Below are 23601 nucleotides of genomic sequence, written 5' to 3'. Positions count from 1 at the left end.
ATTTAAGAGTTTTTAACGCAATTGAAGAGATTTCTATTATTGAAGCCCCGCAAGACTCGTTTTTAATGTTTCAATTTTCGCAAGGGCATCTGCCTCTTTTTGTTTTTCCATTGCTACCACTTTTTCAGGAGCCCCTGATACAAATTTCTCATTTTTCAATTTCCCTTGTACACTTTTTAGAAAACCTTCTGTGTATTTTAATTCTTCAGAAAGTTTTTCAATTTCCTCTTCCACATTAATGGCACCTTCAATAGGAACAAAATATTCATTCGATTTTACACGAAATGTAAGTGCACCCTCTATTTTTTCTGAAACATACGTCAATACATCAATGTTCCCTAGTTTCTGAATAACAGCATCAAACGTAGTGGTTGCATTATCATTATTTATAATGTGAAGGGAAATTGTTTCTTTAAATGAAATATTTTTTTGTTTCCGAATGGTTCTAATGCCCGAGATCACTTCTGAAGCAAACTCAAATTCCTTAATAAGTGTTTCATTAATTGGCTTTAATTCTGGCCATTGTGAAACAACTAACGCCTCTTTCGGAGTACGTTTTGCAATATGCTGCCATAATTCTTCAGAAATAAATGGAACAAAGGGATGTAACACCTTTAGATTGTCTTCAAAAATCTCAATAATACTTCGGAAGGTTTTTCCCGAAATTGGTTGTTGGTATCCGGGTTTTACCATTTCTAGCAACCAAGAACAGAAATCATCCCAAACCAATTTATAAGTTGCCATTAAGGCATCGCTAATTCTGTATTTGCTATAATGATCTTCAATTTCTGCTAATGCCATTTGAAATTTCGCACGATACCAATCTAATGCAATCTTAGAGGTATCTGTTTCTTCTAAAGATTCTGAAATTTCCCATCCATCAATTAAACGATAAGCATTCCAAATTTTATTTACAAAGCCACTACCTTGTTTACAAAGATCTTCGTCGAACATAAGATCATTTCCTGCCGGAGAACTTAATAACATTCCAACACGAACTCCATCGGCACCGTATTGTTTCATTAATTCGATAGGATCTGGCGAATTACCAAGCGACTTGCTCATTTTTCGCCGTTGCTTATCGCGCACAATACCTGTTAAATATACATTATTAAAAGGCTTTTCACCTCGGTATTCGTATCCAGCAATGATCATACGTGCCACCCAAAAGAAAAGAATTTCTGGAGCAGTGACAAGATCATTTGTTGGATAGTAATAATTAATTTCTTTATTATCAGGCTCCATTATACCATTAAAGACACTCATGGGCCATAACCATGAAGAAAACCAAGTATCTAATGCATCTGGGTCTTGTTTTAGGTTAGAAGCTGTAAGCGCGCTATTTCCAGATTTTTTTTGTGCTTTTGGCACTGCAGCTTCTAGCGATTCTGCCACCACAAAATCTTCTTTTCCATCTCCGTAAAAATAGGCGGGAATTTGATGTCCCCACCACAATTGTCGTGAGATGTTCCAGTCACGGACATTTTCCATCCAGTGACGGTAGGTATTAATAAATTTCTCTGGAACTAAATTTACTTCCTTTTCGAGTACTGCATCTAACGCAGGTTGTGCCAGTTCTTTCATTTTAAGAAACCATTGGTCACTTAATCGTGGCTCAATAACCGCCCCTGTACGTTCGCTGGTTCCTATTTTATTGGTATGTGTTTCAATTTTTTGAAGCGCTCCTATCGCCTCTAACTCCTTCGTGATTTCTTTTCGAACTACAAATCTATCTTTTCCTTGATAGTGCATTCCGAAGCTATTTAATGTAGCGTCTTCATTTAAAATATCGATCACTTCGAGACCATGCTTATCACCAAGGACTTTATCGTTCTCATCATGTGCAGGAGTTACTTTTAAACATCCTGTTCCAAATTCAACATCAACATATTCATCTTCAATAATGGGAATTACACGGTTGCAGATAGGGACAATTGCCTTTTTACCTTTTAAGTGAGTAAAGCGTTCATCGTTCGGATTAATACAAATAGCAGTATCACCCAAGATAGTCTCGGGTCGAGTGGTCGCAATAGTAAGTGTATCGTTAGACCCTTCAATTTTATAGTTTAAATAATATAAATTTCCTTGCTTTTCTATATGAATCACTTCTTCGTCAGAAAGTGTAGTTTTCGCTTCAGGATCCCAGTTTACCATTCGATATCCGCGGTAAATATTTCCTTTTTCATATAGATCAATAAACACTTTTATAACTGAAGCTGACATGTCGTCATCCATCGTAAACTTTGTACGTTCCCAGTCGCAGGAGGCTCCCAAATGTTTTAATTGATCTAAAATAATTCCTCCATGTTTGTAAGTCCAGTCCCAAGCATGCTTTAAGAACTCTTCTCTAGTAAGGTCTTCTTTATTAATTCCTTCACTTTTCAGTTTTGCTACAACTTTAGCCTCCGTAGCAATGGAAGCATGATCTGTTCCAGGCACCCAGCATGCATTAAAACCTTTTAAGCGTGCACGTCTTATTAGTACATCCTGTAAGGTGTTATTTAGCATATGCCCCATGTGAAGTACACCCGTCACATTCGGTGGTGGAATTACAATGGTATAAGGCTCCCTCTCATCTACTTCACTGTGAAAATAATTATGTTCCATCCAGTAGGAATACCAGCGTTTTTCAACAGTTTGCGAATTATATGTAGCCTCTAAAGCCATAGTTTGGTCTGATTTTTGAAATAGTAGATTGCAAAAGTAGTTATATCTGTATGATTATAAAAGTGAATAACTAATTTTGCAGATTGCTTAAAAGATGCCTATTTTTACATGTACTAAAAATTAGAAATTATGAAAAAATTAGTTTTAATTGCTGTTGTAGCACTAGTTAGTTTTGCTGCTAATGCACAGGCTAAAATTAGCTTTACATCTGAAACGATCGATTACGGTAGTATTTCGAAAGGAAGCGACGGAGTTCGTGTTTTTGAATTTAAGAATGTTGGAGATGCTCCACTTATTATATCTGACGTAAAATCAAGTTGTGGGTGTACTGTACCAAAGAAACCAGAAGGACCAGTTGCTGCAGGTGATTCGGGAGTAATAGAAGTTAAATACGACACAAATCGTGTGGGTCCAATTAGAAAGACCGTAACTGTATATTCTAATGCAGACGAACCTATAAAAGCCTTGAAAATTAAAGGTGAAGTTATGGGAGCCGATAAAAGCGTTCTTGAAAAGACAAAATAATCTTTCTATTATTTTATTTTAAATTTAAACCAGTTTCTTATCGAGACTGGTTTTTTTTATAGTATTTTTTTAAGAGTAATTTTTACTTTCGACTCAACGTTATTGTTTCTTACACGCAATGTAACCGTTCTTCCTTCTTTAGAACGAAATAGTTCGTTGAGTTCAGAAAGTTGCATTTTATGCGCTGCCGCACCATTAATTTCAATTATTTCATCGCCGACCTCTAATCCCATTCTTGCCGCAGACGATCCCTTACTCACCGCTGCAATAATATATCTTGGCACTAATACAATACGTGATTCTTCCACGAGACTCACTCCTGTATATTGCTGACTTTGACCGGCACGATCGGTAAAATAGTCTGACGAATTAAAAGAAGAGAATTTCTCTTTTATCATTTCAATACCATCATGGGCTACAGTAATTCCACTCATATTATAATGGAAAGGATCTGAAAAATTGCTGTTTTTTCTAAGCTTGATACGATTGTTTGGATAATCATAAAAAACAGTAAATCGTCTCAAAAACTCTCCTCCTAGACTCCCATCACGTTTTGCATACTTACGAGCTTTTGCAATCGATTCTGCCTCTGGAATGGCTACATGAACATCTTTTAAAACAAAATCACCTAATTTTAATTGCTGTATTCTAGACCTTTTTCCATGAATATCTCCGCTAAGTCCTAATCCCAAAAAATCTTCAAAATATTTCGTTGGTCCGTTAGAAAAAACATTGAATTCATCAAACAACCATACTGCATCACTAGAACCTGAATCAACTAATAGCGTTGTGTATTTCATGCTGTCTTGAATCGTCATTTTTGTGGTAACAAATGGTTTTTTATTATTTAGCACAATATCAAAAGATTCACAATTACGACAATTCTTGAAATCATGATTTCTCGGATCCCAAAACTTTATAGTTTTTGACATATAATTTGTGCGCACTAAAAAGCTTCTAAAAAAATCGTAACCAATTATACCATGGATTGGAACTCCCATTCTAGGTGAGAAATTTAAGGATTCATCGTATACAACATAAAGTGAATGGTTTAAATCGTAAGCTGCTCCAATTTTAATTTTATTGTTTACACTTTTATATGCCGAGACACTACCGTTTTGTCCCAGCCCTTGAATCTTAATAGATTTTTTATTTTGAAGACGTAACGAATCTTGGACGGCAGCACCAAAAAGTATGGTAGAGCTAACCCCAGTATCCAATAAAAATGTAAGCTCTACACCATTAATGGTAACAGGAATCAGCATTAAATTATTTAGTAATTTGAAGGCAATACGGTCACTTTTTTTTCCTTCATCCAGAACAAAACGATTTTGAGAGGTTCCGTTGAGGGGAAGTAACAACAAAAAAACCGCTAGAAAAAAACAGCCTGCTATTTTTCTCACTTCATACATCTCTATGAAGATAATCTTTTTTTTCTTAAAGAACCTCGTCGAATAGCGATTTATAAAATATATTTTGCAACTTTGCTTTTAAAATTAAACGCTATGCCTGCAGTATCTAATAAAGGTCAAAACATGCCGGAATCACCTATTAGAAAGTTAGTTCCGTTTGCCGAAAAAGCTTATAAAGCGAACAAGACCGTGTACCATTTAAACATTGGTCAACCCGACATAAAATCTCCTCAAATAGCAATGGATGCAGTAACAAATCATTCTCTTGAGATTTTAGCCTATACCAGGTCTGAAGGTTCTGAAGGGTATCGAAAAAAGATCGCAGCATATTATCAATCTAAAAATATTCCAGCTACTCACGAGGATATAATTGTAACAACAGGCGGAAGCGAAGCATTGCTTTTTGCTATGGGTAGTATTTGTGATGTGGATGACGAAGTGATTATTCCAGAGCCATTTTACGCAAACTATAATGGTTTTGCAACTGCTTCGGGCGTAACTATTGTTCCAGTAATTTCTAAGATTGAAAACAACTTTGCCCTTCCACCCATCTCAGAGTTCGAAAAATTAATTACTCCAAAAACAAAGGCAATTCTTATTTGCAACCCAGGAAATCCAACGGGATATTTATATTCGAAAGAGGAGATTCAGAAATTGGCCGAAATGGTTAAAAAACACGACCTATTTTTGGTTGCAGACGAAGTATACCGAGAATTTACTTACGATGGTTCTAAGCACTATTCTATACTCGAAGAAGAAGGTATGGACGATTACGCTATAATCATAGATTCGGTTTCAAAACGCTATAGTATGTGCGGTGCCCGTATTGGTTGCCTTGTTTCTAAAAACAAAAAAGTAATTACGACTGCCTTAAAATTTGCCCAAGCACGGTTAAGCCCACCAACCTTCGCTCAAATTGCAAGTGAAGCCGCATTGCAGACACCACAAAGTTATTTCGACGATGTAATAACAGAATATACAGAACGAAGAAATACACTAATCGCAAAATTAGAAGAGATACCAGGTGTGAAAGTTGGTCATCCCAAAGGTGCTTTTTATTGTATTGTAGAACTTCCAATAAAAAACAGCGACGCTTTTGCTCAATGGCTTTTAGAAGATTTCGATGTAAACGGAGAAACGATCATGGTGGCTCCTGCCGCTGGATTTTATTCGAGTAAAAATGTTGGACTTAACCAAATTAGGATCGCTTACGTCCTTAAAGAAGAAAGTCTAATAACAGCTGTAAATATTTTGAAAATTGCGCTACAGGAATACAACGAATAATGCGTATTGAACAGCAAAAATCTTTAAAAAAGCACAATACCTTCGGAATCGATTGTACTGCACAATCGTATGTTTCGGTTACATCAGTTTCAGAATTAAAACAAGTACTTTCTGAACATAAAAATGACCCTCTATTCGTTTTAGGTGGTGGCAGTAATATGCTACTTACGAAAGACATTGAAGCTCTTGTTATTCACTTAAATTTAAAAGGAATAACAATTCTTTCAGAAAATAACAACGAAGTGCTTATTGAGTGTATGGCTGGTGAAAACTGGCATGAGTTTGTACTGTATTGTACTGAAAATGGTTACGGCGGACTCGAAAACCTATCTCTCATTCCTGGTAATGTAGGTACAGCTCCAATCCAAAATATTGGTGCTTATGGTGTCGAATTAAAAGACAGTTTCGTTAGCTGCCATGCAATTTCAATACACGATCAAAACGAACGTGATTTTAGCAAAGAAGAATGTAACTTCGGATATCGCAATTCAATTTTTAAAAATGAAGTTAAAGGTGAGTATATCATTACTAGTGTCACTTTCCGACTTACAAAAACAAATCACATTTTAGCAACTTCGTATGGTGCTATTCAAGAAGAACTTGTTAGGCAAAATTGCGACACACCTACCATTAAAGCAATTTCTAATGCAGTGATTGCAATTAGACAATCGAAATTACCCGACCCCCAAAAATTGGGTAATAGCGGGAGTTTTTTTAAAAATCCTGTAATCGACGTAGAAACTTTTCGGCAGTTTCGAAGGGAGCATCCCACCGCTCCTTTTTACGAGGTTTCTCCCACCGAATTTAAAATTCCTGCAGGTTGGCTTATCGAACAAGCAGGATTTAAAGGACTTAGATTTGGAGATGCAGGAGTACATAAAAACCAAGCTTTGGTCCTAGTGAATTACGGAAATGCGACAGGTAAAGAGATTTGGGAATTAGCCATGAAAATTCAACGTAGAGTAAAAGAAGATTTTGCAATCTACATTGAACCAGAAGTAAACGTATTTTAAATAAGTAATTGAGAATTTCGATTATTTATTCCAAACAGAGTCGACGATATGAATTATACCATTAGAAGCCTCTATATCTGTTTTACCCAAACGAGCCCTCTTTAATTTAGCGGTAGAAATAAAAATATCAAAATCTGAACGTAAAATATTCATATTTTCTTTAGAAAGAGAATATAATACCAAAGCACCTTTTACTTTTTTAAGCCTTCTAATTAAGTCGATAGAAGTTATTTTTTCTTCAATTATTTGCCGAGCTAATTCTTCCACCACAGAGTCGTTTATAGATTGAGTTCGTAAGGAATCTACCATTTCGAAACCAAATACATTATTAGAAAGCGCAAATATTGTAAAAGGACCTTTTTTGTATTGCATTTGTTCTTGAAGTTCGGTGCCTTTAAGAGCTTGTTGAAAATTTTTTAATTCTGAAATGTTATTCATTTTTTCATACAAACTTTCAGAAATATTTTCTTCGGAAAGCAACGTTGTATCTATTAAAACTTTATTTACCACAGGAGTTTTAACCGCTTCTGAAGCAGGCATAGGTTTTGTAGTTTTTTCTTTACAACTTAGACTTACTCCTAATACTGCAAAACCAAAAAGAAAAGCAAAAAAGCGTTTCATATACTATCTAAATTTAAGTGCTAAAATTAACTAAAATGGATGCAAAACAGTAAGAAAGATTGTACTTTTGCAGCAAAATTATACACATGGGACTTTTAGTTATCACATTGATATTATTACTTTTAGGAGTTGCCGGTATCGCTATTAAGATTTGGGCTAAGAAAGATGGTAAATTTGCAGGTACGTGTGCAAGCCAAAGCCCTTTTTTAAATAAAGATGGCGAAGCTTGTGGATTTTGCGGTAAAACTCCCGATGAGTTTAAAGACTGTAACGAAGAGGCACACACATAATCTAAAAATTCTACCAACCGTATGGTGCTACTTTACGTGTTTGCAGCAGTTGTTTTTATAAATTGTTGTTATTTTATTCTTTTCTCTCGCTTTTCTTTTGCTACAACCCCTGAAGTAATTTCTTCGGAAACACCCCCCGTTTCTCTAATCATCTGCGCAAAAAATGAAGCTGAAAATCTTCAAAAATACATCCCTGAATGGCAAGCACAAGAATATCCCGATTTCGAAATTATTCTTATAAATGATGCGTCTGCAGATAACACGCTCGAGGTTATCGAATCTTTTGCTGAAAAAGATTCCCGCATAAAAGTTGTAAATGTAAAAAACATTGAAGCTTTTTGGGCTAATAAAAAATATGCCCTAACATTGGGATTAAAACGTGCAGTAAATACGCGACTCGTTTTTTCAGATGCCGATTGCAGCCCTGCATCTAAGCAATGGCTAAAAGAAATGGCATCACGATTTTCCGAAGAAAAACAGCTCGTTTTGGGTTATGGTGCTTATCAGAAAAGAAAAGGAATTTTAAATAGGTTAATACGTTTTGAGACTCTTATGACCGCCGTTCAATACTTTTCGTATGCGAATGCAGGAATTCCTTACATGGGGGTAGGGAGAAATCTTGCATATACGAGTGATCTATATTACGGTAATAATGGATTTATGTCTCATATTAAATTGTCTTCAGGAGATGATGATCTTTTTGTAAACGAAGTAGCCACTAAAAACAATACAGCATTATCCACAAACCCATCTTCTTTTACGTATTCTATTCCGAAGAAAACGTGGAAAGCATGGAAGCTTCAAAAAAGAAGGCATGCCACAACTGCATCACATTACAAATTAAAACATAAACTACTACTCGCACTTTATTACACTTCAAACCTACTTTTCTGGGTTCTAGGTATAGTTTGCTTTTTTCTAATAGATTGGAAAATTCCGTTAGCCCTTGTAACACTTCGCTTTCTAGTTCAATTCATTGTGATAGGTAAAGCAGCTAGTAAGTTAAATGAAAAAGATTTGCTCTATTTTCTGCCTCTCTGGGAACTGTTTTTAGTATGGATGCAAATGAGTATCTTTATTTCTAATAAGGTCTCAAAACCTGCACAGTGGAAATAAGAAAAGAATCGGTTTTACATCAAATACAACAAGCAAAATTAGGAAAACAATCTGCTTTTAAATTCTTGTTGGATCACTATTGGAATGAAGTTTTCGGCTTTCAATTAAAACGTGTTAACAACGAATATGAAGCAGAAGATATTTCTATTGAAACTTTTGCTAAAGCCTTCGATAAAATTGAAAGTTTTAATGAAACGTATACTTTCAGTACGTGGTTAGTTGCTATTTCAAAAAATATTCAAATCGATAAGAGTCGGAAAAAAAATGCATTGTTGTATGCACATGTTACCGACACTTCCGAAGAACATCTTCAAAAAATTGTCGATCATGCTCCATCCCCCGAAGATAAATTAATTGGCGAGCAAAATCTGGCAGAATTACTTCGATTTATCAAGCAACTAAAGACTCCTTATCAAGAGGTTATTAATCTTCGTTATTTTAATGAAATGAGTTATAAAGAAATTTCTGAAGCGCTTGACGAACCCTTAAATAACATAAAGGTTAGATTACTTAGGGCACGAAAATTACTCGCCGAAATTATTACCGAAAAAAGAAAAAATTGATTGCAACCTTAAAGAAACTAGGCCCAGGTTTTTTGTTTGCTGGTGCAGCAATAGGAGTTTCTCATTTGGTACAATCTACACGAGCAGGAGCAGATTTTGGATTCGGGCTACTATGGGCATTACTTTTAATAAATTTTATTAAATATCCTTTTTTTGAATTCGGATCTCGTTACGCACAAGCTACCGGAGAAAGTTTACTTTACGGATATCGCAAATTGGGCAAAGGAGTACTTATCTGTTATTTCCTGCTTACATTCGCTACAATGTTCACCATTCAAACTGCCGTTACAGTTGTTACAGCAGGAATCGCTGCGTCGGTATTTGGTTTTGGCTCTGTCGTATTTTGGACAGCGATTATTACCGCAATCTGTTTCACTATATTAATTATAGGGCGTTATAAGGTATTAGATACTCTTATGAAGTATATAGTAATCTCGCTTACCGTAAGCACCTTAGTTGCAGTAATTTTGGCGATTCAACCAGAAACAGCTATAAGCTTTAAACAAATTCTTCCTAAAGATCCTGTTTCTATTGCCTTTCTCATAGCATTTATGGGCTGGATGCCTGCACCATTAGACATTTCTATTTGGCAATCGGTTTGGGCAGTAGAAAAGAAAAAGCTTGACCCTTCAATTACTAATAAACAATCCCGCTTCGACTTTAATATTGGTTTCATTGTAACCACTGTTCTTGCGATGGGCTTTTTAGCATTAGGAGCCTTAGTGATGTTTGGAAATGGCTCCAGTTTTTCCCCAAAAGGAGGGGAATTTGCCAACCAATTAATTTCCATGTATTCGTATAGTTTAGGGGAAGGAGCAAAAATAATAATAGGTATTGCTGCACTCACCACTATGTTTAGCACCTCACTTACCACACTCGATGCTTCTCCTAGGGTCATGCATACTACAAGTGAAATCTTAAGTGGAAAGATTTATAAAAAAGGCTATCTTATTTGGTTACTCATTCTCGTTATGGGAACGCTAGGAATCTTTTTCTTTTTAGTATCCGAAATGGGCACCCTTATAAAAATAGCAACAATTTTATCGTTTTTAACAGCGCCTTTTTATGCGATTTCTAATTACATATTACTTACAGGAATTCATACTCCGGAATCTGCCAGACCTTCAAAAGCAATGAAAACTTTTAGTTTGTGCGGTATTTTACTGCTAATTATTTTTAGCGGATGGTATCTCAGCACCTTATTATAAATACTAAAGTTAATACATATCGTATAAAAAAATCGTATTTCTTCTGAAGTAAATCCAATTTCAGATTTATGTTTTAGGGGCTTTTTATTTGTATCTTTGTGCTACCTTATGAGCACAGAAATTTTAGACATACCGAAACGAAATCCGAAGCCAAAATGGTTGCGTGTTAAGTTACCTACCGGAAAGAAATATACCGAACTAAGAGGACTTGTAGACAAATACGACCTTCACACTATTTGTACCTCGGGAAGCTGCCCTAATATGGGAGAATGCTGGACCGAAGGAACCGCTACTTTTATGATCCTTGGAAACACCTGCACACGCTCCTGTGGATTTTGTGGCGTTAAGACAGGAAGACCAGACACCGTAGATTGGGACGAGCCAGAAAAAGTAGCCCGCTCTATAAAAATCATGGACATTAAGCATGCGGTAATCACATCGGTAGATCGCGATGACCTTAAAGATATGGGATCGATAATTTGGGCTGAAACAGTAAAAGCGATTCGCAGAATGAATCCAGATACAACCCTAGAAACTTTAATTCCAGACTTTCAAGGTGTGAATAGAAATATCGATCGAATTGTTGCTGTGAATCCAGAAGTGGTTTCTCACAATATGGAAACCGTAAAACGATTAACACGCGAAGTTCGAATTCAAGCAAAATACGAACGAAGCCTTGAAGTACTGCGTTATTTAAAAGATCAGGGAATACAAAGAACTAAAAGTGGGATCATGCTTGGCCTTGGGGAACAAGAAGATGAAGTATTACAAACCATGACAGATCTTCGTGAAGTTGGGTTAGATATTGTTACCATAGGACAATACTTACAACCTTCCAAAAGACACTTACCTGTAAAAGAATTTATTACACCCGAGCAATTTAAAAAATACGAAACTATTGGTTTAGAAATGGGATTCCGTCATGTGGAAAGTGGTCCATTGGTTCGTTCATCGTATAAAGCACAAAAGCACCTTACATAAAAGTTCATGGCACATACCATAACCATAGGAATTAACGGTTTTGGTCGTATTGGACGCAATGTTTTTAGGTTGCTTCTAAATCACCCTTCTATACAAGTAGTAGCTGTTAACGATCTATCTAACGCTTCCACCTTAGCGCACCTTCTAAAATACGATAGTATTCATGGAGTACTACAAAACGATGTTTCAGCCACACCCAACAGTATTCAAGTAGGAAATAAAAAATTCCATTTTACTTCAGAAAAAAATATTGAAAAGCTTTCGTGGGAGGGTATTGATATTGTCCTCGAGTGCACTGGAAAATTTAAGACAAAACAAGAGCTTCAATATCATTTAAAAAATGGTGCCAAAAAAGTAATTCTTTCAGTACCTCCACTCGAAGATGATATTAAAACAGTTGTTTTAGGGGTAAACGATTCGATTATTGATGGTAATGACACTATTATTTCGAATGCCTCTTGCACCACTAATAATGCAGCACCCATGCTTAAGGTAATCCGCGACTTATGCGGTATTGAGCAAGCATACATTACTACGGTCCATTCGTATACAACCGACCAAAGTTTGCATGACCAACCTCACCGAGATCTTCGTAGAGCAAGAGCTGCAGGACAATCTATTGTACCTACTACTACGGGTGCGGCAAAAGCCTTAACAAAAATTTTCCCTGACCTGGCAAATGCTATTGGAGGATGTGGTATACGTGTCCCTGTCCCTAATGGATCATTAACTGATATTACTATAAATGTAAAAAAAGAAGTGAGTATACATCAAGTTAACGAATCTTTTAAAACCGCATCTACTTCACATCTTAAAGGGATATTACAATATACCGAAGACCCTATTGTATCGATAGATATTGTTGGAAACCCACATTCCTGTATTTTCGACGCTGGCATGACATCGGTTATAGGAAAAATGGTAAAAATTATTGGCTGGTATGATAATGAAATTGGTTATTCCTCAAGATTAGTAGATTTAATTCTACAAATATCGAGGAAATGACTATATTTATCGCCTAACTACAGATAAATGCGTCTAATTTTTCGATCACATAAGATGGTGATGCCCCTCTTGGCGTGCTTTTTTATCTCATTTCTTTTGCATGGTCAAAATACTGTGCAAGATACTACCTCATTGATAAAACATCATCAACAGCTTGCAAGCAAGTCCATTGTATCTCAAGATTTTGAAAATGCTATAGTTCATTTAGACTCTGCAAATCAATTGGCAATATTAAAAAAGGACAACTTGTTACGGGGCGATATAAAAAGAATTGTTGCACTGCTTCACTACTATCTTGAGAATTACAATAAAGCCGCTTCTGAGCTTGATAAAGGAATTAAATACATCCAAAAAAGTACAGATCAAACAAAAACCTCAGATTTAAACATACTTGGAAAAAGCTACACAATGAATGGCTTCATTCTAACCAAAAAGGGTGATTTTGTTCAAGCAGAAGCGTTTTTTAATAAAGCGGATGGGATTTTCACTAGCTTAAATAACGAAGCGGAGCAGGCTAACGTTATTATGGGTCGGGGTATATTAGAATTAAAAAAAGGAAATTATAAAACTGCAATTAATTATTTCGACGCAGGAATTCCATTTTTCACATCCGACGATATGCGCTACAAAACAGCACTATCATACCTTAATAAAGCAGATGCCTTAACCCTCTTAGAGGATAGCACAGTTGAGAATAAAATACAGGAAGCAGAAACATCTTTAGAAACCGCTAATGCAATTATCGATTTAGACAATTATCCCAAACTTAAAACTGAAAGTTACCGTATTGCTTCAAATATCGCAGCACTTAAAAACCAAACCACAGCAGCTTATACCCTATTAAAAAAGTACAATACCCGGCATGATTCTACTAATAGAGTATACATGAATGCAATTTCTAAAGTTGCAGAATCTGAATCTAATATTGGCGATTTTACTGCAACAATTGCAGCTCAAAAAGATGAGTTAGATAAAAAACAAAAATCTATTAATGTTAATAAACTTACAACAGGACTTGCTATTGCCTTAATTGTGATTTTATCGTTATTAACGCTTTCATTATATAAAAACAATAATTTAAGAGCAAAGGCAAACGATCTACTACAAGACAAAAACAGCGAATTACAACTTGCTAAAGAAAAAGCAGAAAAAGCTTCACTCGCCAAAGCACAATTTCTTTCAACGATTACTCATGAGTTAAGAACCCCTCTTTATGCGGTTACCGGTCTTACCCATTTATTAATGGAAGAAAACCCGAAAGCGCATCAAAAAGAACACTTAAACTCCCTAAAATTCTCTGGAGAGTATCTCTTATCACTTATCAATAACATACTCGACCTCAACAAATTGGAGGCTAATAAAGTTGAAATAGAGAAAAGAAGTTTCAACATTAAAAAACACATTAACGATGTATTAATTGCATTGCGAAAATCGGCGGAAGACAGAAAAAACAAATTAAATTTCGAATTTGACGAAAAAGTTCCCGAAAACCTAATGGGTGATCCCTTAAAGCTTTCTCAAATTCTAATTAATCTTGTTGGGAACTCTGTAAAATTTACACAAAACGGAGATATTTATATTCGCGTTAAAAAAGTAGAGCAAACCAACAATAAGGTGATGCTTCATTTTGAAATTCAAGATAATGGCGTAGGAATTTCGAAGAAAAAGCAAAAAAGTATTTTCGAAACTTTTTCACAAGGTTCTTTACAAATTAACCGAAAGTTTGGAGGGACAGGTCTTGGTCTTTCCATTGTAAAGAACTTATTAGAATTAATGAATAGTAAAATTCATCTGGAAAGTAATCTTGGACAAGGCTCTAAATTTTGGTTTAACATCCCTTTTGAAGTTTCCGAATCACAAATAAAAAGCAACGTTCAAAACAACAGTTCTTTCAATATAGATTATACTGCATTAGAAAATAAAACTGTGCTGGTGGTTGAAGACAACAAGATCAACCAGATGATTACCAAAAAAATTCTTGAAAAGAACAAAATGGAATGTCAAGTTGCAGATAACGGGATGGATGCAATTAAGTTGGTAGAGCGAAATAACTTCGACATTATCCTAATGGATATCCATATGCCAGGAATTAGTGGTATCGAAGCCACTCAAAAAATTCGTGATTTTAATAAAGAAATTCCAATTATTGCCCTTACCGCTGTAACCATCGATGAAAATTTAGATGATTTTTACCGTGCTGGATTTAACGAAATCATACCAAAACCATTTAAAACCGAAGAGTTTTTCGAGAAAATCTACCATACATTAGATGGGAAAAAATTCCCTGTTACTTCTACCTAGCTAAGGCGCTTCACATCAATATGTTGTTTTACATATCTATTCAAAAACTCTGATTGTTCTCTTAATATAAGTGTTTTAATTGGCAGGTAATACAACGCAAATTTCTGTAGAGAGGGTTGCAATCTTACATAATCTTTTTCAGTAGTAAGAATAATATCTTTTTGTTTAAGACGCGCTATTTCCGAAGTTGTAAAATGATGATGATCTGGAAATTTCTCATGGTCAAATGAGAAATTCTGTCGCTTTAAAAACTCAACTAATGGAGCAGGATTGGCAATACCAGTAACTAGGGTAAAAGACTTATTGGCTAAATATGCTATTGGAAGTATTTCTGAAACCCCATAAAGCATCGCATCGTACCCTATTTTAGAAAAATAAACTTTCTGATTTTCTTTTTTCTTTAAAGCCAATTCAACCTCCTGCAATTTTGCATACGATACTCCTTCGGGACACTTAGTTACAATAATAAAATCAGCACGTTTTGCACCCGATCTAGGCTCCCGAAGATTTCCAGTAGGCAGCATGTAATCGTGTATGTATAAATCGTTAAAAGGAGTTAACAAGATGTTTGTCGAAGGCTTTACTTTTCGGTGCTGAAAGGCATCATCTAATAAAATAACATCTGCATTTTCTTTAAGTTTTGAAATCCCCGTACGTCTGTCCGCACAAACTGCAACAATAATATTAGGAAATTTCTTTTTAAACTGAAGAGGCTCATCCCCCACTTCTGAAGCAGTATGTGTAACCTCAACTTCAAGAAAACCGGTTGTTTTCCGCTTGTAACCTCTGCTTAATACTTTTACCCGATACTCTTGTTGTAACAATTCTATGAGGTATTCGATCATTGGTGACTTCCCAGTTCCTCCCGTAGAAAGATTTCCTACGCAAACAACAGGGATGTCGAATTCGGTACTCTTTAACCAACCAATGTCATAAAAAAAGTTTCGAAGCCACGTAATTATTCCGTAGAGAATCGAAAAAGGAAATAAAAGTTTCCGAAGTAATTTCATGAAAAGAGGTTCTAATTTTTACAACGAAATGAAGCAATGGTCCTTTCAGTTGTATTCCTGTTGTGTGACGAAAGTACAAATTCCTCTAAAAGTATGAATCGTTCCGTTCAATTAAAATCATCGATGTCTTTTCCGAAGTAAAAAATAGAATCTGTTATCTTTACTAAAATTTTAAAAATGATTGTACAAGACGTCATCCATATATTGGAGGAAATTGCTCCTCTTTCCTATTCTGAAGATTTCGACAATACTGGCTTATTGGTTGGAGATTCTAAAGCAAAAATCACAGGGATTCTCGTAACTTTAGACACTTTAGAAGCCGTAGTTGATGAAGCAATCGCCAATCGGTGCAATTTAGTTGTTAGCTTTCATCCTATTATTTTTAGCGGACTTAAAAAAATTACTGGAAAAACCTATGTAGCACGCGTAGTACAAAAAGCAATTAAAAACGACATTCATATCTTCGCAATCCACACTGCTTTAGACAACGCATGGAATGGGGTGAATGCAATGATTTGCAAAAAACTTGATTTAAAAAACAGAACCATTTTACTTCCGCAAAAAGGAACCATTAAAAAGTTGGTTACCTATGTCCCTAAAGAGGATGCTTTAACAGTACGAAATGCTTTGTTTGAAGCTGGAGCTGGAGACATTGGGAATTATTCTAACTGCAGTTTTTCTTCAGAAGGCGTTGGTAGCTTTAAAGGCAATGATGCTTCAAATCCTGTGAAGGGACGTAAAGGAGAAACACATTTTGAAGAAGAAACGCAATTAGGAGTAACATTCGAAAGTCATAAACAAAGTATCATTTTAAAAGCACTTCGGAAAACACATCCGTATGAAGAAGTTGCTTACGAGATAACAACTTTAGAAAATACCAACCAAAAAATTGGTATGGGAATGGTAGGAAGTTTTGAAACTGCTAAATCTGAAACAGCTTTTTTAAAATTTCTGAAAGATTCTATGCAAACAGATTGTGTTCGACATTCACATACTACAGGAAAATTAATTACAAAAGTGGCAGTTTTAGGTGGAAGTGGCAGTTTTGCTATAGATGCAGCCAAGGCAGCAGGAGCCGATGCCTTTGTCACTGCAGACCTAAAATATCACGACTTTTTTAAAGCTGAAAGTTCCATTCTTTTAGCAGACATTGGGCATTATGAAAGTGAACAATTCACAAAAGACCTTTTACATGATGCGCTTACAAAAAAAATCACTAATTTTGCAGTCGTTTTATCACAAACAAACACCAATCCTATTAGCTATTCTTAATATATGGCAGCAAAAACTGAAATTACGGTAGAAGAAAAATTAAGAGCATTGTTCGACCTTCAATTAATCGACTCGCGAGTTGATGAAATTAGAAATGTTCGAGGAGAACTTCCTTTAGAGGTAGAAGACCTTGAAGATGAAGTGGCCGGAATGAATACTCGAATGGAGAAGCTAAACGCCGATCTTGAAGTTATTGAGAACAATATCAAAGAAAAAAAGAACGGTATTGAAGAAGCGAAAACGCTGATCAAGAAATACACCGCTCAACAGGATAATGTTCGAAACAATAGAGAGTATAATTCGCTTAGTAAAGAAATTGAATTCCAAGAATTGGAAATGCAATTAGCAGAAAAGCACATCAAAGAATTTAAAGCTCAGATCGAACAGAAAAAACAAGTTATCGAAGAGACGAAAGAACGTCTTACTGCGCGTCAAGATCACTTAAAACACAAGCAGGGAGAATTAGATGAAATTCTTGCTGAAACTGAAAAAGAAGAAAAAGCACTTATTAAAGAGTCTGAAAAATTTGAAAAACAAATTGAGGAACGTTTGGTAAAGGCTTATAAGCGTATTCGAAGTAATGTAAAGAACGGATTAGCTGTAGTACCCGTAGAACGTGGTGCTTCTGGTGGTTCTTTCTTTACCATTCCTCCACAAGTTCAAATGGAAATTGCAGGGCGTAAAAAAATTATTACCGATGAGCACAGTGGACGTATCTTAGTAGATCCAGAGCTTGCACAAGAAGAAAAAGAAAAAATGGATGCATTATTTTCGAAAGTAAAATAAGCTTCCTTTCATAAGTTATAACAAAACCTTCACATCCAGTGAGGGTTTTTTTTCGTTTATATAAGAAAGGTACGACTCGTATTACCGACTCACAAAAAAAATAAATATTATGAAAAACCTATCATTTCTTCTCATTGCTACGTTACTTTTTGCTATTCCTGGCGCATGTAAACCATCTAACGATAAGAACAAAGAATTAGAAGCAACTGCGCAAAAAGAAATTACACCTGTTGAAGTAGAGGTCCAAGACGGACTTTCGAAAGCGTATTTTGCAAGTGGTTGTTTCTGGTGCGTTGAAGCTGTATATGAAAGTGTAAAAGGAGTAAAAGAATCTATATCTGGCTATAGTGGTGGACATACAGAAAATCCAACGTACGAGTCAAGTAATACCGGACGAACCGGCCATGCCGAAGCCGTTGAAATTATATACGATCCAAAAGTTGTTTCTTTTAAAACCTTAGTCGATGTCTATTTTGGGTCTCAAAATATCACTCAAGTAAATGGCCAAGGACCCGATAATGGCTCACAATATCGATCTATAATTTTTTATCAGAATCAAGAGCAAAAAACTATTATAGACTCTAAAATAGCTTCTTTAGAAAAAGAAGTTGGAAAAGGAAAAGTTGCCGCTCAAGTATTACCGTTTGAAAAATTTTGGATAGGTGAAGATTATCATCAAAACTACGAGAAAAACAATCCTAATAATCCTTATATTCAAAATGTTTCTATTCCAAGATTTAAACGTTTTGCTAAAAAATATCCAGAATTACTAAAAGAAGGTGCTGCTCATTAATTTAGAGTAACATATTAATATATAGAGATAAGGCATTGTTTACGACAGTGCCTTATTTATTTGTCTTTAGTGCTTTAATCTCATACACTAATGGATAAAGTGAATTATCGAGCGCAAACATCCCAGGGGAGGATTTCTTTAAATTAGGAAAAACATCGTAGGGGCTTTCGTTATGCTCTTTTAAAAACTCAATTGAAAGTCCTGCGTCTAAAAGAGCAGAAAGCACGTCTCCTAATCCATGGTTCCAACCGTATTCTTTGGTAACAATGTCCGCTTGCTCGTCGGCATAAGTACCTTTATATTCTTCATATATCGCTTCTGTTTGGTTATACCCATACCTCATAACGGGTGGTGAGACTTCATAATCGAACATCCAAGCAATAGGATGAAACTCTACCATATAAAAAAGCCCACCAGGTTTCAATCGTTCAGCAATCATTTTGGCCCAAGGTTTTAAATCTGGCAGCCAACCTATAACACCATAACTCGTAAAAACAATATCAAAAGTTTCAGAAATAAAACTAGAACTATCCAACACATTACAACAAACAAATGTTGCGTCTAAGCTCAATTCGTTAGTTAATTTTCTAGCAAGATTTATTGCTTCATCACTAATATCTACTCCAGTACATATAGCCCCTTTCCTACTCCAACTAAGAGTATCTTGACCAAAATGGCACTGTAAATGTAAAAGTGATTTCCCAGAGACATCACCTAAAGCTTCCAGTTCGTATTGCTGCAATGTGGAAGCACCTTTTTTAAAAGCTTCCATATTATAAAAAGAACTTGCCGCATGTACTGCAACTTTTTTGTTCCATGTTTCCTTGTTCACTTGAAAAGCTTTTATATGATCCATTGCTATATTTTTTACGAAGGTAGCAAAGAATTTTAATGTAGGCTGAAATCATAATCCACCACACTAATTACCTCATAAGGTTTCGAATGCTTATTACTTTAACTCATTTAAGATAAAATAATGAATTATTGTTAAGGGTGGGTTAAACTAGAAGTATTATAATATAATTTTCTATAATTTTAAACTACTAACAATTAAAACAACCGTTATGAGAGATTTAATTTGGTTAATCGTAGTAATATTAATTATTGGATGGCTAGTAGGATATTTTGGTTTTGGGGAGTCTGTAGGAAGCCTCATTCATATTTTATTAGTTCTTGCTGTAATTGGTATTCTTTACCGTTTAGCAACTGGTCGTAGACCCTAATACATTTAAAATAATTTTCTAACCATTAACACTTAACATTATGAAAAGACTTATCGTACTTTTATTATTAGCAGGATTTTTCACCACAAGTTTTACTAGTTGTCGCGAAAAATCGACAGTAGAAAAAGTTGCTGATGATGTAGAAGATGCAATAGATTAATTGCATTTTTAAGATAATGAAAAACCCGTTCAATAATTTTGAACGGGTTTTTTTATGTTGCGGCTATTAAGAATCCCCACTCAGGATGTTTTTGAAGATAATGAGAGATGAATGGACACAATGATTTTAATTGCAACCCTTCGCTTTCTAAAAGTTGAAATACATTTTTAATTAACTTAGAGCCAACTCCCTTTCCCCTTAATTTATTAGGGGTTTCGGTATGAAGAAGATATACAATTCCATCTTTCACTTTATAATCAACGAAAGCAGTCATACCCTCCACGATTAGTTCGAAGCGATTTGCTGCAGTGTTATCAATTAGTTCAGAACTCATCATGTGGGTTATATGTAACAATCTAATATATTCTTAAAGTTACTAAAATTATGTTTGTGATGCTACTTTCTTTATTTTTACAAAAAAAACAATCCTTATGCGAGTCATTTTAACGCTTTTTCTTTTAACCATATTCATTCTAAGCTGTAAGAACGATAGGTCCACAAGAACTAATAATGATACAGAATTAACAGCTGAGCTTGAACAGGACAAAACTTTTTCTACAGCAGAAATGATCGCAAATAAAAATGGTTTTGAAAATTGGGATAACATTTCTGAAATTCAATTCACATTTAACGTTGACCGAGGCGTTAATCATTCAGAAAGATCATGGATCTGGAAGCCTCAAACCAATGATGTAACCATGATGACTGCTACCGATACTGTGAATTATAATCGAACTTCTATGGATAGCATCACAATGAAATCGGATGCTGCTTTTATAAACGACAAATATTGGCTGCTCGCACCTTTTAATCTTGCTTGGGATGAAGGGACGACATTTTCTGAAAAAGAGAACGTGGTTGCCCCTATTTCAAAAGATACGTTAAATCAACTTACTGTTGTTTATGGAAATCAAGGAGGGTATACGCCTGGAGATGCATATGATTTTTACTTCGGAAAAGATTTTATTATTAAAGAATGGGTATTTAGGCAAAAAAATGCTTCTGAACCTTCTATGATTACCACATGGGAAGATTACGAAACGTTTGAAGGAATAGAAATTGCAAAAATGCATAAAGATCCAACTGGAGATTTTAAGCTATATTTTACTAATATTAAAGTGAAGTAATTATCTTTTCAGCAAACGCTTTACCAAAATTTTCTTGCCAGAATTGTTAACAAGGCTTATAAAATAAACCCCTTGACTCAAATTTGAAATTGAAATTCGAGTTCGGTTGGTTGCATCAAATGAAACCTGTTCAAAAAAGACACGTCGTCCTGCCATATCATTTATTATCGCAGATACAGGACCTTCAACATCGTTTACAATAGTTATTTCGTCTGTTGCAGGATTAGGATATATAATTCCTCCTGAAGCAGGGTTGCTAGTAAAATAATCACTCCCTAATTGAAATGCATCTTTCCCTATTTTAGCGCCCGCAATGCGTCCTGGAATATCATCAATAGGAGGATGAATTCCTCCCCATATTCTAGACAAACTTGTTTGATCGCTGGCATCATAGTAGGTTGCCCACTGCAATTGCATCGATGCTGTAGGACCTACCTCAAATTTTAAAAAAGAATTTGCTTCAATATCGAAAACACCCATCCCACCGGGAAAATATTCCGTTCCCGTTAATAACGTTAGGATTTCTGCGGCTGCTCTCGAATAGGTAGAATGACCACTAAAATAACCGGCAAATGGTGGGGTCACAAAAGAAGCTCGTTGATACGGAAACCATTCTGACCCTAAAATCCAGTCTACCCCAGCAATGTCAAGAGCAGGATCAACAATGTAATCAGGACCTCGCCAAGCATATAGCTTAACTTTATTTAAATTCTCTTGAAAGTTTCCAACCAAAGGATCATCTTCTTTTATTAACTCACTAAACCCATCAATTAAAGGCATGCCATGGGGATGATAGTTTGGAAGTGCTGGATCACTCGACTGGCCATTAGAAACCATATATCGAATTGCACTAATGGGTCGAATATAATCGTAATACCCTTTACTTCCCCAAGCCGTAATTGCTGCATCGTGCATAGCTCCACCCAAAAGAAAATATCCTTTAACATCCCACTCTAAATTAGACAACACGTGTCCTTGTCCTTTAAATTTTTTAATTAAACTTGGTTGATCGTTTACATAATTCAAAATCGTAAACCAATGCCCAGGCGGTGTTTCACTATCGGGGCCATCTGCCCAAAATTCTGCTAGAACTCTAGTATAATTACCCCGAAGCACTTGTTGTTCTTGATATGGCATTCCTGTTACAGGATTGGTAATACGCCCAGTGCTGGAATCACCCCCATTTTCATATTTGTAAAAATCTTTAAAACCCTCGAACGTAGTTGGAAAGGTCGTACTTTCGATATTTCCTATATTGCGAGGTGAGATATCTATCATAGTTGTATCTTCCATAGAAAGGTGAGAGCTCCATGCGGCAACTAACGCAAATCCCCATTTATAAGGATCTTCAATCCCCAATCCTTCTTGAATATACGAGGGTGGTCCGGGATCGTGATAGGTCCAAAAATCGAATTCTGGAGTTTCGTGTATGGTAAGATCTTCTTCAGTTAGAGCAAAAGGAGTTACAATTCCCCATTCTGGACTTAAAAATTCTGGTGTTCCTCCAGGAATTGTATTGCCACTTTGATCTACAAAATTTTCAATACTCAATGGTTGCCACCTATTAGGATCATTCAAACCAGTCGACCCTGAAATTGCGGTAACTAAAGGATTATTTATAGGTTCATAAAATAAATTGGCATAATCGTTCGCTTCATTAGAACCATCCTGTAATCCAAAAGCAATGAGCTGAGCTGCTAAATAATTACCTAAAGCTGCTGCATTTCCCGATTGATAAGCTGTACTTGTAAAAGACGTATCGTAATTATGGGTTGTCATTAAGGTTTCGATCGATTCGTATATTTCTTCCTTCCCAGGAGCCAAAGAAAATCGATGTTTCATCAGTCGATACACTGCGTAACTTATTGCCTTTTCTCGAGCTTCCGGAATGGACTCGTCTGGTTCAAACCCTTCAAAATCACAAAAGTAATTGCCGAATTGTTTCCCAAGAAAAAAAGGAGTAGCAGTATCTTCAAAAACCGCCCACAGATCGTACATTAGGATCGAGGAATGAAACAGGTTTCTAGCGTGAACGGTAGGACGAGCAAAATCATTCCTTATTCCGTTTAGTACTTCTTCATTCCATTCGCGCGCTATCGACTGAGCAACTCCCTGAAAAAAAACCATCATACACCCTAGCAGTAATACGAATCGTTTCATGTGTTTTCTTTCAAAGATAAAAACTATTTTGAAACCTACTTTCATCTACTATGATTTGCCGTATGCATCTACTCAAATGGTTGT

General features: G+C 35.6%; 22 protein-coding genes. 15 read left to right on the top strand and 7 right to left on the bottom strand.

The genetic code is table 11. The features are described 5' to 3' along the window. Nucleotides 1–36 precede the first annotated feature (36 nt). Nucleotides 37–2667, bottom strand: a complete 2631-nt coding sequence (locus ULVI_RS14135) for a valine--tRNA ligase (protein ID WP_068593442.1) — start codon at nt 2665–2667, stop codon at nt 37–39. Nucleotides 2668–2796: 129 nt separating this feature from the next. Between ULVI_RS14135 and ULVI_RS14130 the strand changes: the two genes are divergently transcribed. Next, nucleotides 2797–3192, top strand: coding sequence for a DUF1573 domain-containing protein (locus tag ULVI_RS14130; protein ID WP_068593441.1), 396 nt, complete (start codon nt 2797–2799; stop codon nt 3190–3192). Nucleotides 3193–3248: 56 nt separating this feature from the next. On the opposite strand, the gene ULVI_RS14125 is transcribed toward ULVI_RS14130, so the two are convergent. After that, on the bottom strand, nt 3249–4595 hold the full coding sequence (locus ULVI_RS14125; RefSeq protein ID WP_197463518.1) for an aspartyl protease family protein: 1347 nt from the start codon (nt 4593–4595) through the stop codon (nt 3249–3251). A 102-nt stretch (nt 4596–4697) separates the two neighbouring features. Here ULVI_RS14125 and ULVI_RS14120 point away from each other — a divergent pair, with 102 nt between their 5' ends. After that, nucleotides 4698–5888, top strand: a complete 1191-nt coding sequence (locus ULVI_RS14120) for a pyridoxal phosphate-dependent aminotransferase (RefSeq protein ID WP_068593439.1) — start codon at nt 4698–4700, stop codon at nt 5886–5888. Beyond that, nucleotides 5888–6901 (top strand): UDP-N-acetylmuramate dehydrogenase, encoded by a 1014-nt coding sequence (murB, locus tag ULVI_RS14115; protein ID WP_068593438.1) that lies wholly within the window; start codon nt 5888–5890, stop codon nt 6899–6901. The genes ULVI_RS14120 and murB overlap by 1 nt, the downstream gene beginning before the upstream one ends. 21 nt (nt 6902–6922) lie before the next feature. Here murB and ULVI_RS14110 read toward each other — a convergent pair whose 3' ends face one another. Beyond that, a complete protein-coding gene (locus ULVI_RS14110) occupies nt 6923–7522 on the bottom strand; it encodes a fasciclin domain-containing protein (RefSeq protein ID WP_068593437.1) in 600 nt (199 codons plus the stop codon). An 86-nt stretch (nt 7523–7608) separates the two neighbouring features. Between ULVI_RS14110 and ULVI_RS14105 the strand changes: the two genes are divergently transcribed. The 7 genes from ULVI_RS14105 (at nt 7609) to ULVI_RS15355 (ending at nt 14986) form a co-directional block, all read left to right on the top strand. After that, entirely contained in the window at nt 7609–7812 is a 204-nt protein-coding gene (locus ULVI_RS14105; protein WP_068593436.1) for a membrane or secreted protein, read from the top strand. Nucleotides 7813–7833: 21 nt separating this feature from the next. After that, nucleotides 7834–8928: a glycosyltransferase gene (locus ULVI_RS14100; protein ID WP_068593435.1), complete on the top strand. Its 1095-nt coding sequence runs from the start codon at nt 7834–7836 to the stop codon at nt 8926–8928. Then, nucleotides 8919–9491, top strand: coding sequence for an RNA polymerase sigma factor (locus tag ULVI_RS14095; protein ID WP_068593434.1), 573 nt, complete (start codon nt 8919–8921; stop codon nt 9489–9491). The genes ULVI_RS14100 and ULVI_RS14095 overlap by 10 nt, the downstream gene beginning before the upstream one ends. Then, nucleotides 9488–10699, top strand: a complete 1212-nt coding sequence (locus tag ULVI_RS14090; RefSeq protein WP_082830883.1) for an Nramp family divalent metal transporter — start codon at nt 9488–9490, stop codon at nt 10697–10699. Before ULVI_RS14095 ends, ULVI_RS14090 begins: the two co-directional genes overlap by 4 nt. A 108-nt stretch (nt 10700–10807) precedes the next feature. Then, a complete protein-coding gene (gene lipA / locus ULVI_RS14085) occupies nt 10808–11680 on the top strand; it encodes a lipoyl synthase (RefSeq protein ID WP_068593432.1) in 873 nt (290 codons plus the stop codon). A gap of 6 nt (nt 11681–11686) precedes the next feature. Next, nucleotides 11687–12685, top strand: a complete 999-nt coding sequence (gap, locus tag ULVI_RS14080) for a type I glyceraldehyde-3-phosphate dehydrogenase (protein ID WP_068593431.1) — start codon at nt 11687–11689, stop codon at nt 12683–12685. A gap of 114 nt (nt 12686–12799) precedes the next feature. Further along, nucleotides 12800–14986, top strand: a complete 2187-nt coding sequence (locus ULVI_RS15355; protein ID WP_241780997.1) for a response regulator — start codon at nt 12800–12802, stop codon at nt 14984–14986. Here the strand turns inward: ULVI_RS15355 and lpxK are convergent. Then, nucleotides 14983–15996 (bottom strand): tetraacyldisaccharide 4'-kinase, encoded by a 1014-nt coding sequence (gene lpxK, locus ULVI_RS14070; RefSeq protein ID WP_068593430.1) that lies wholly within the window; start codon nt 15994–15996, stop codon nt 14983–14985. The genes ULVI_RS15355 and lpxK overlap by 4 nt on opposite strands. Before the next feature lie 177 nt (nt 15997–16173). On the opposite strand from lpxK, the gene ULVI_RS14065 reads away from it, so the two are divergent. The 3 genes from ULVI_RS14065 (at nt 16174) to msrA (ending at nt 18847) form a co-directional block, all read left to right on the top strand. Then, nucleotides 16174–17268, top strand: coding sequence for a Nif3-like dinuclear metal center hexameric protein (locus tag ULVI_RS14065; RefSeq protein ID WP_068593429.1), 1095 nt, complete (start codon nt 16174–16176; stop codon nt 17266–17268). Between the two features lie 3 nt (nt 17269–17271). Beyond that, complete coding sequence (locus ULVI_RS14060; RefSeq protein WP_068593428.1) at nt 17272–18054, top strand: zinc ribbon domain-containing protein; 783 nt, start codon at nt 17272–17274, stop codon at nt 18052–18054. 109 nt (nt 18055–18163) lie between these two features. After that, entirely contained in the window at nt 18164–18847 is a 684-nt protein-coding gene (gene msrA / locus ULVI_RS14055) for a peptide-methionine (S)-S-oxide reductase MsrA (protein WP_068593427.1), read from the top strand. Between the two features lie 52 nt (nt 18848–18899). Here msrA and ULVI_RS14050 read toward each other — a convergent pair whose 3' ends face one another. Further along, nucleotides 18900–19703, bottom strand: coding sequence for a class I SAM-dependent methyltransferase (locus ULVI_RS14050; protein ID WP_068593426.1), 804 nt, complete (start codon nt 19701–19703; stop codon nt 18900–18902). A gap of 208 nt (nt 19704–19911) precedes the next feature. Between ULVI_RS14050 and ULVI_RS15475 the strand changes: the two genes are divergently transcribed. Next, a complete protein-coding gene (locus ULVI_RS15475) occupies nt 19912–20070 on the top strand; it encodes a lmo0937 family membrane protein (protein ID WP_157632639.1) in 159 nt (52 codons plus the stop codon). Between the two features lie 212 nt (nt 20071–20282). Here ULVI_RS15475 and ULVI_RS14045 read toward each other — a convergent pair whose 3' ends face one another. Continuing rightward, the gene (locus ULVI_RS14045) at nt 20283–20567 is read right to left on the bottom strand and encodes a GNAT family N-acetyltransferase (RefSeq protein WP_082830881.1); all 285 of its coding nucleotides are present in this window, start codon (nt 20565–20567) and stop codon (nt 20283–20285) included. A gap of 94 nt (nt 20568–20661) precedes the next feature. On the opposite strand from ULVI_RS14045, the gene ULVI_RS14040 reads away from it, so the two are divergent. Further along, on the top strand, nt 20662–21357 hold the full coding sequence (locus ULVI_RS14040; protein ID WP_068593424.1) for a hypothetical protein: 696 nt from the start codon (nt 20662–20664) through the stop codon (nt 21355–21357). Here the strand turns inward: ULVI_RS14040 and ULVI_RS14035 are convergent, their stop codons facing one another. Next, nucleotides 21358–23517 (bottom strand): T9SS type A sorting domain-containing protein, encoded by a 2160-nt coding sequence (locus tag ULVI_RS14035; RefSeq protein ID WP_068593493.1) that lies wholly within the window; start codon nt 23515–23517, stop codon nt 21358–21360. Nucleotides 23518–23601: the final 84 nt, after the last annotated feature.

This window comes from Cochleicola gelatinilyticus, assembly GCF_001637325.1.
In the GTDB taxonomy this organism is placed as follows: Bacteria; Bacteroidota; Bacteroidia; order Flavobacteriales; family Flavobacteriaceae; genus Cochleicola; species Cochleicola gelatinilyticus.
Note: the sequence above shows the minus strand (reverse complement) of the source record. Positions and strands in the feature narration are given on the sequence as shown.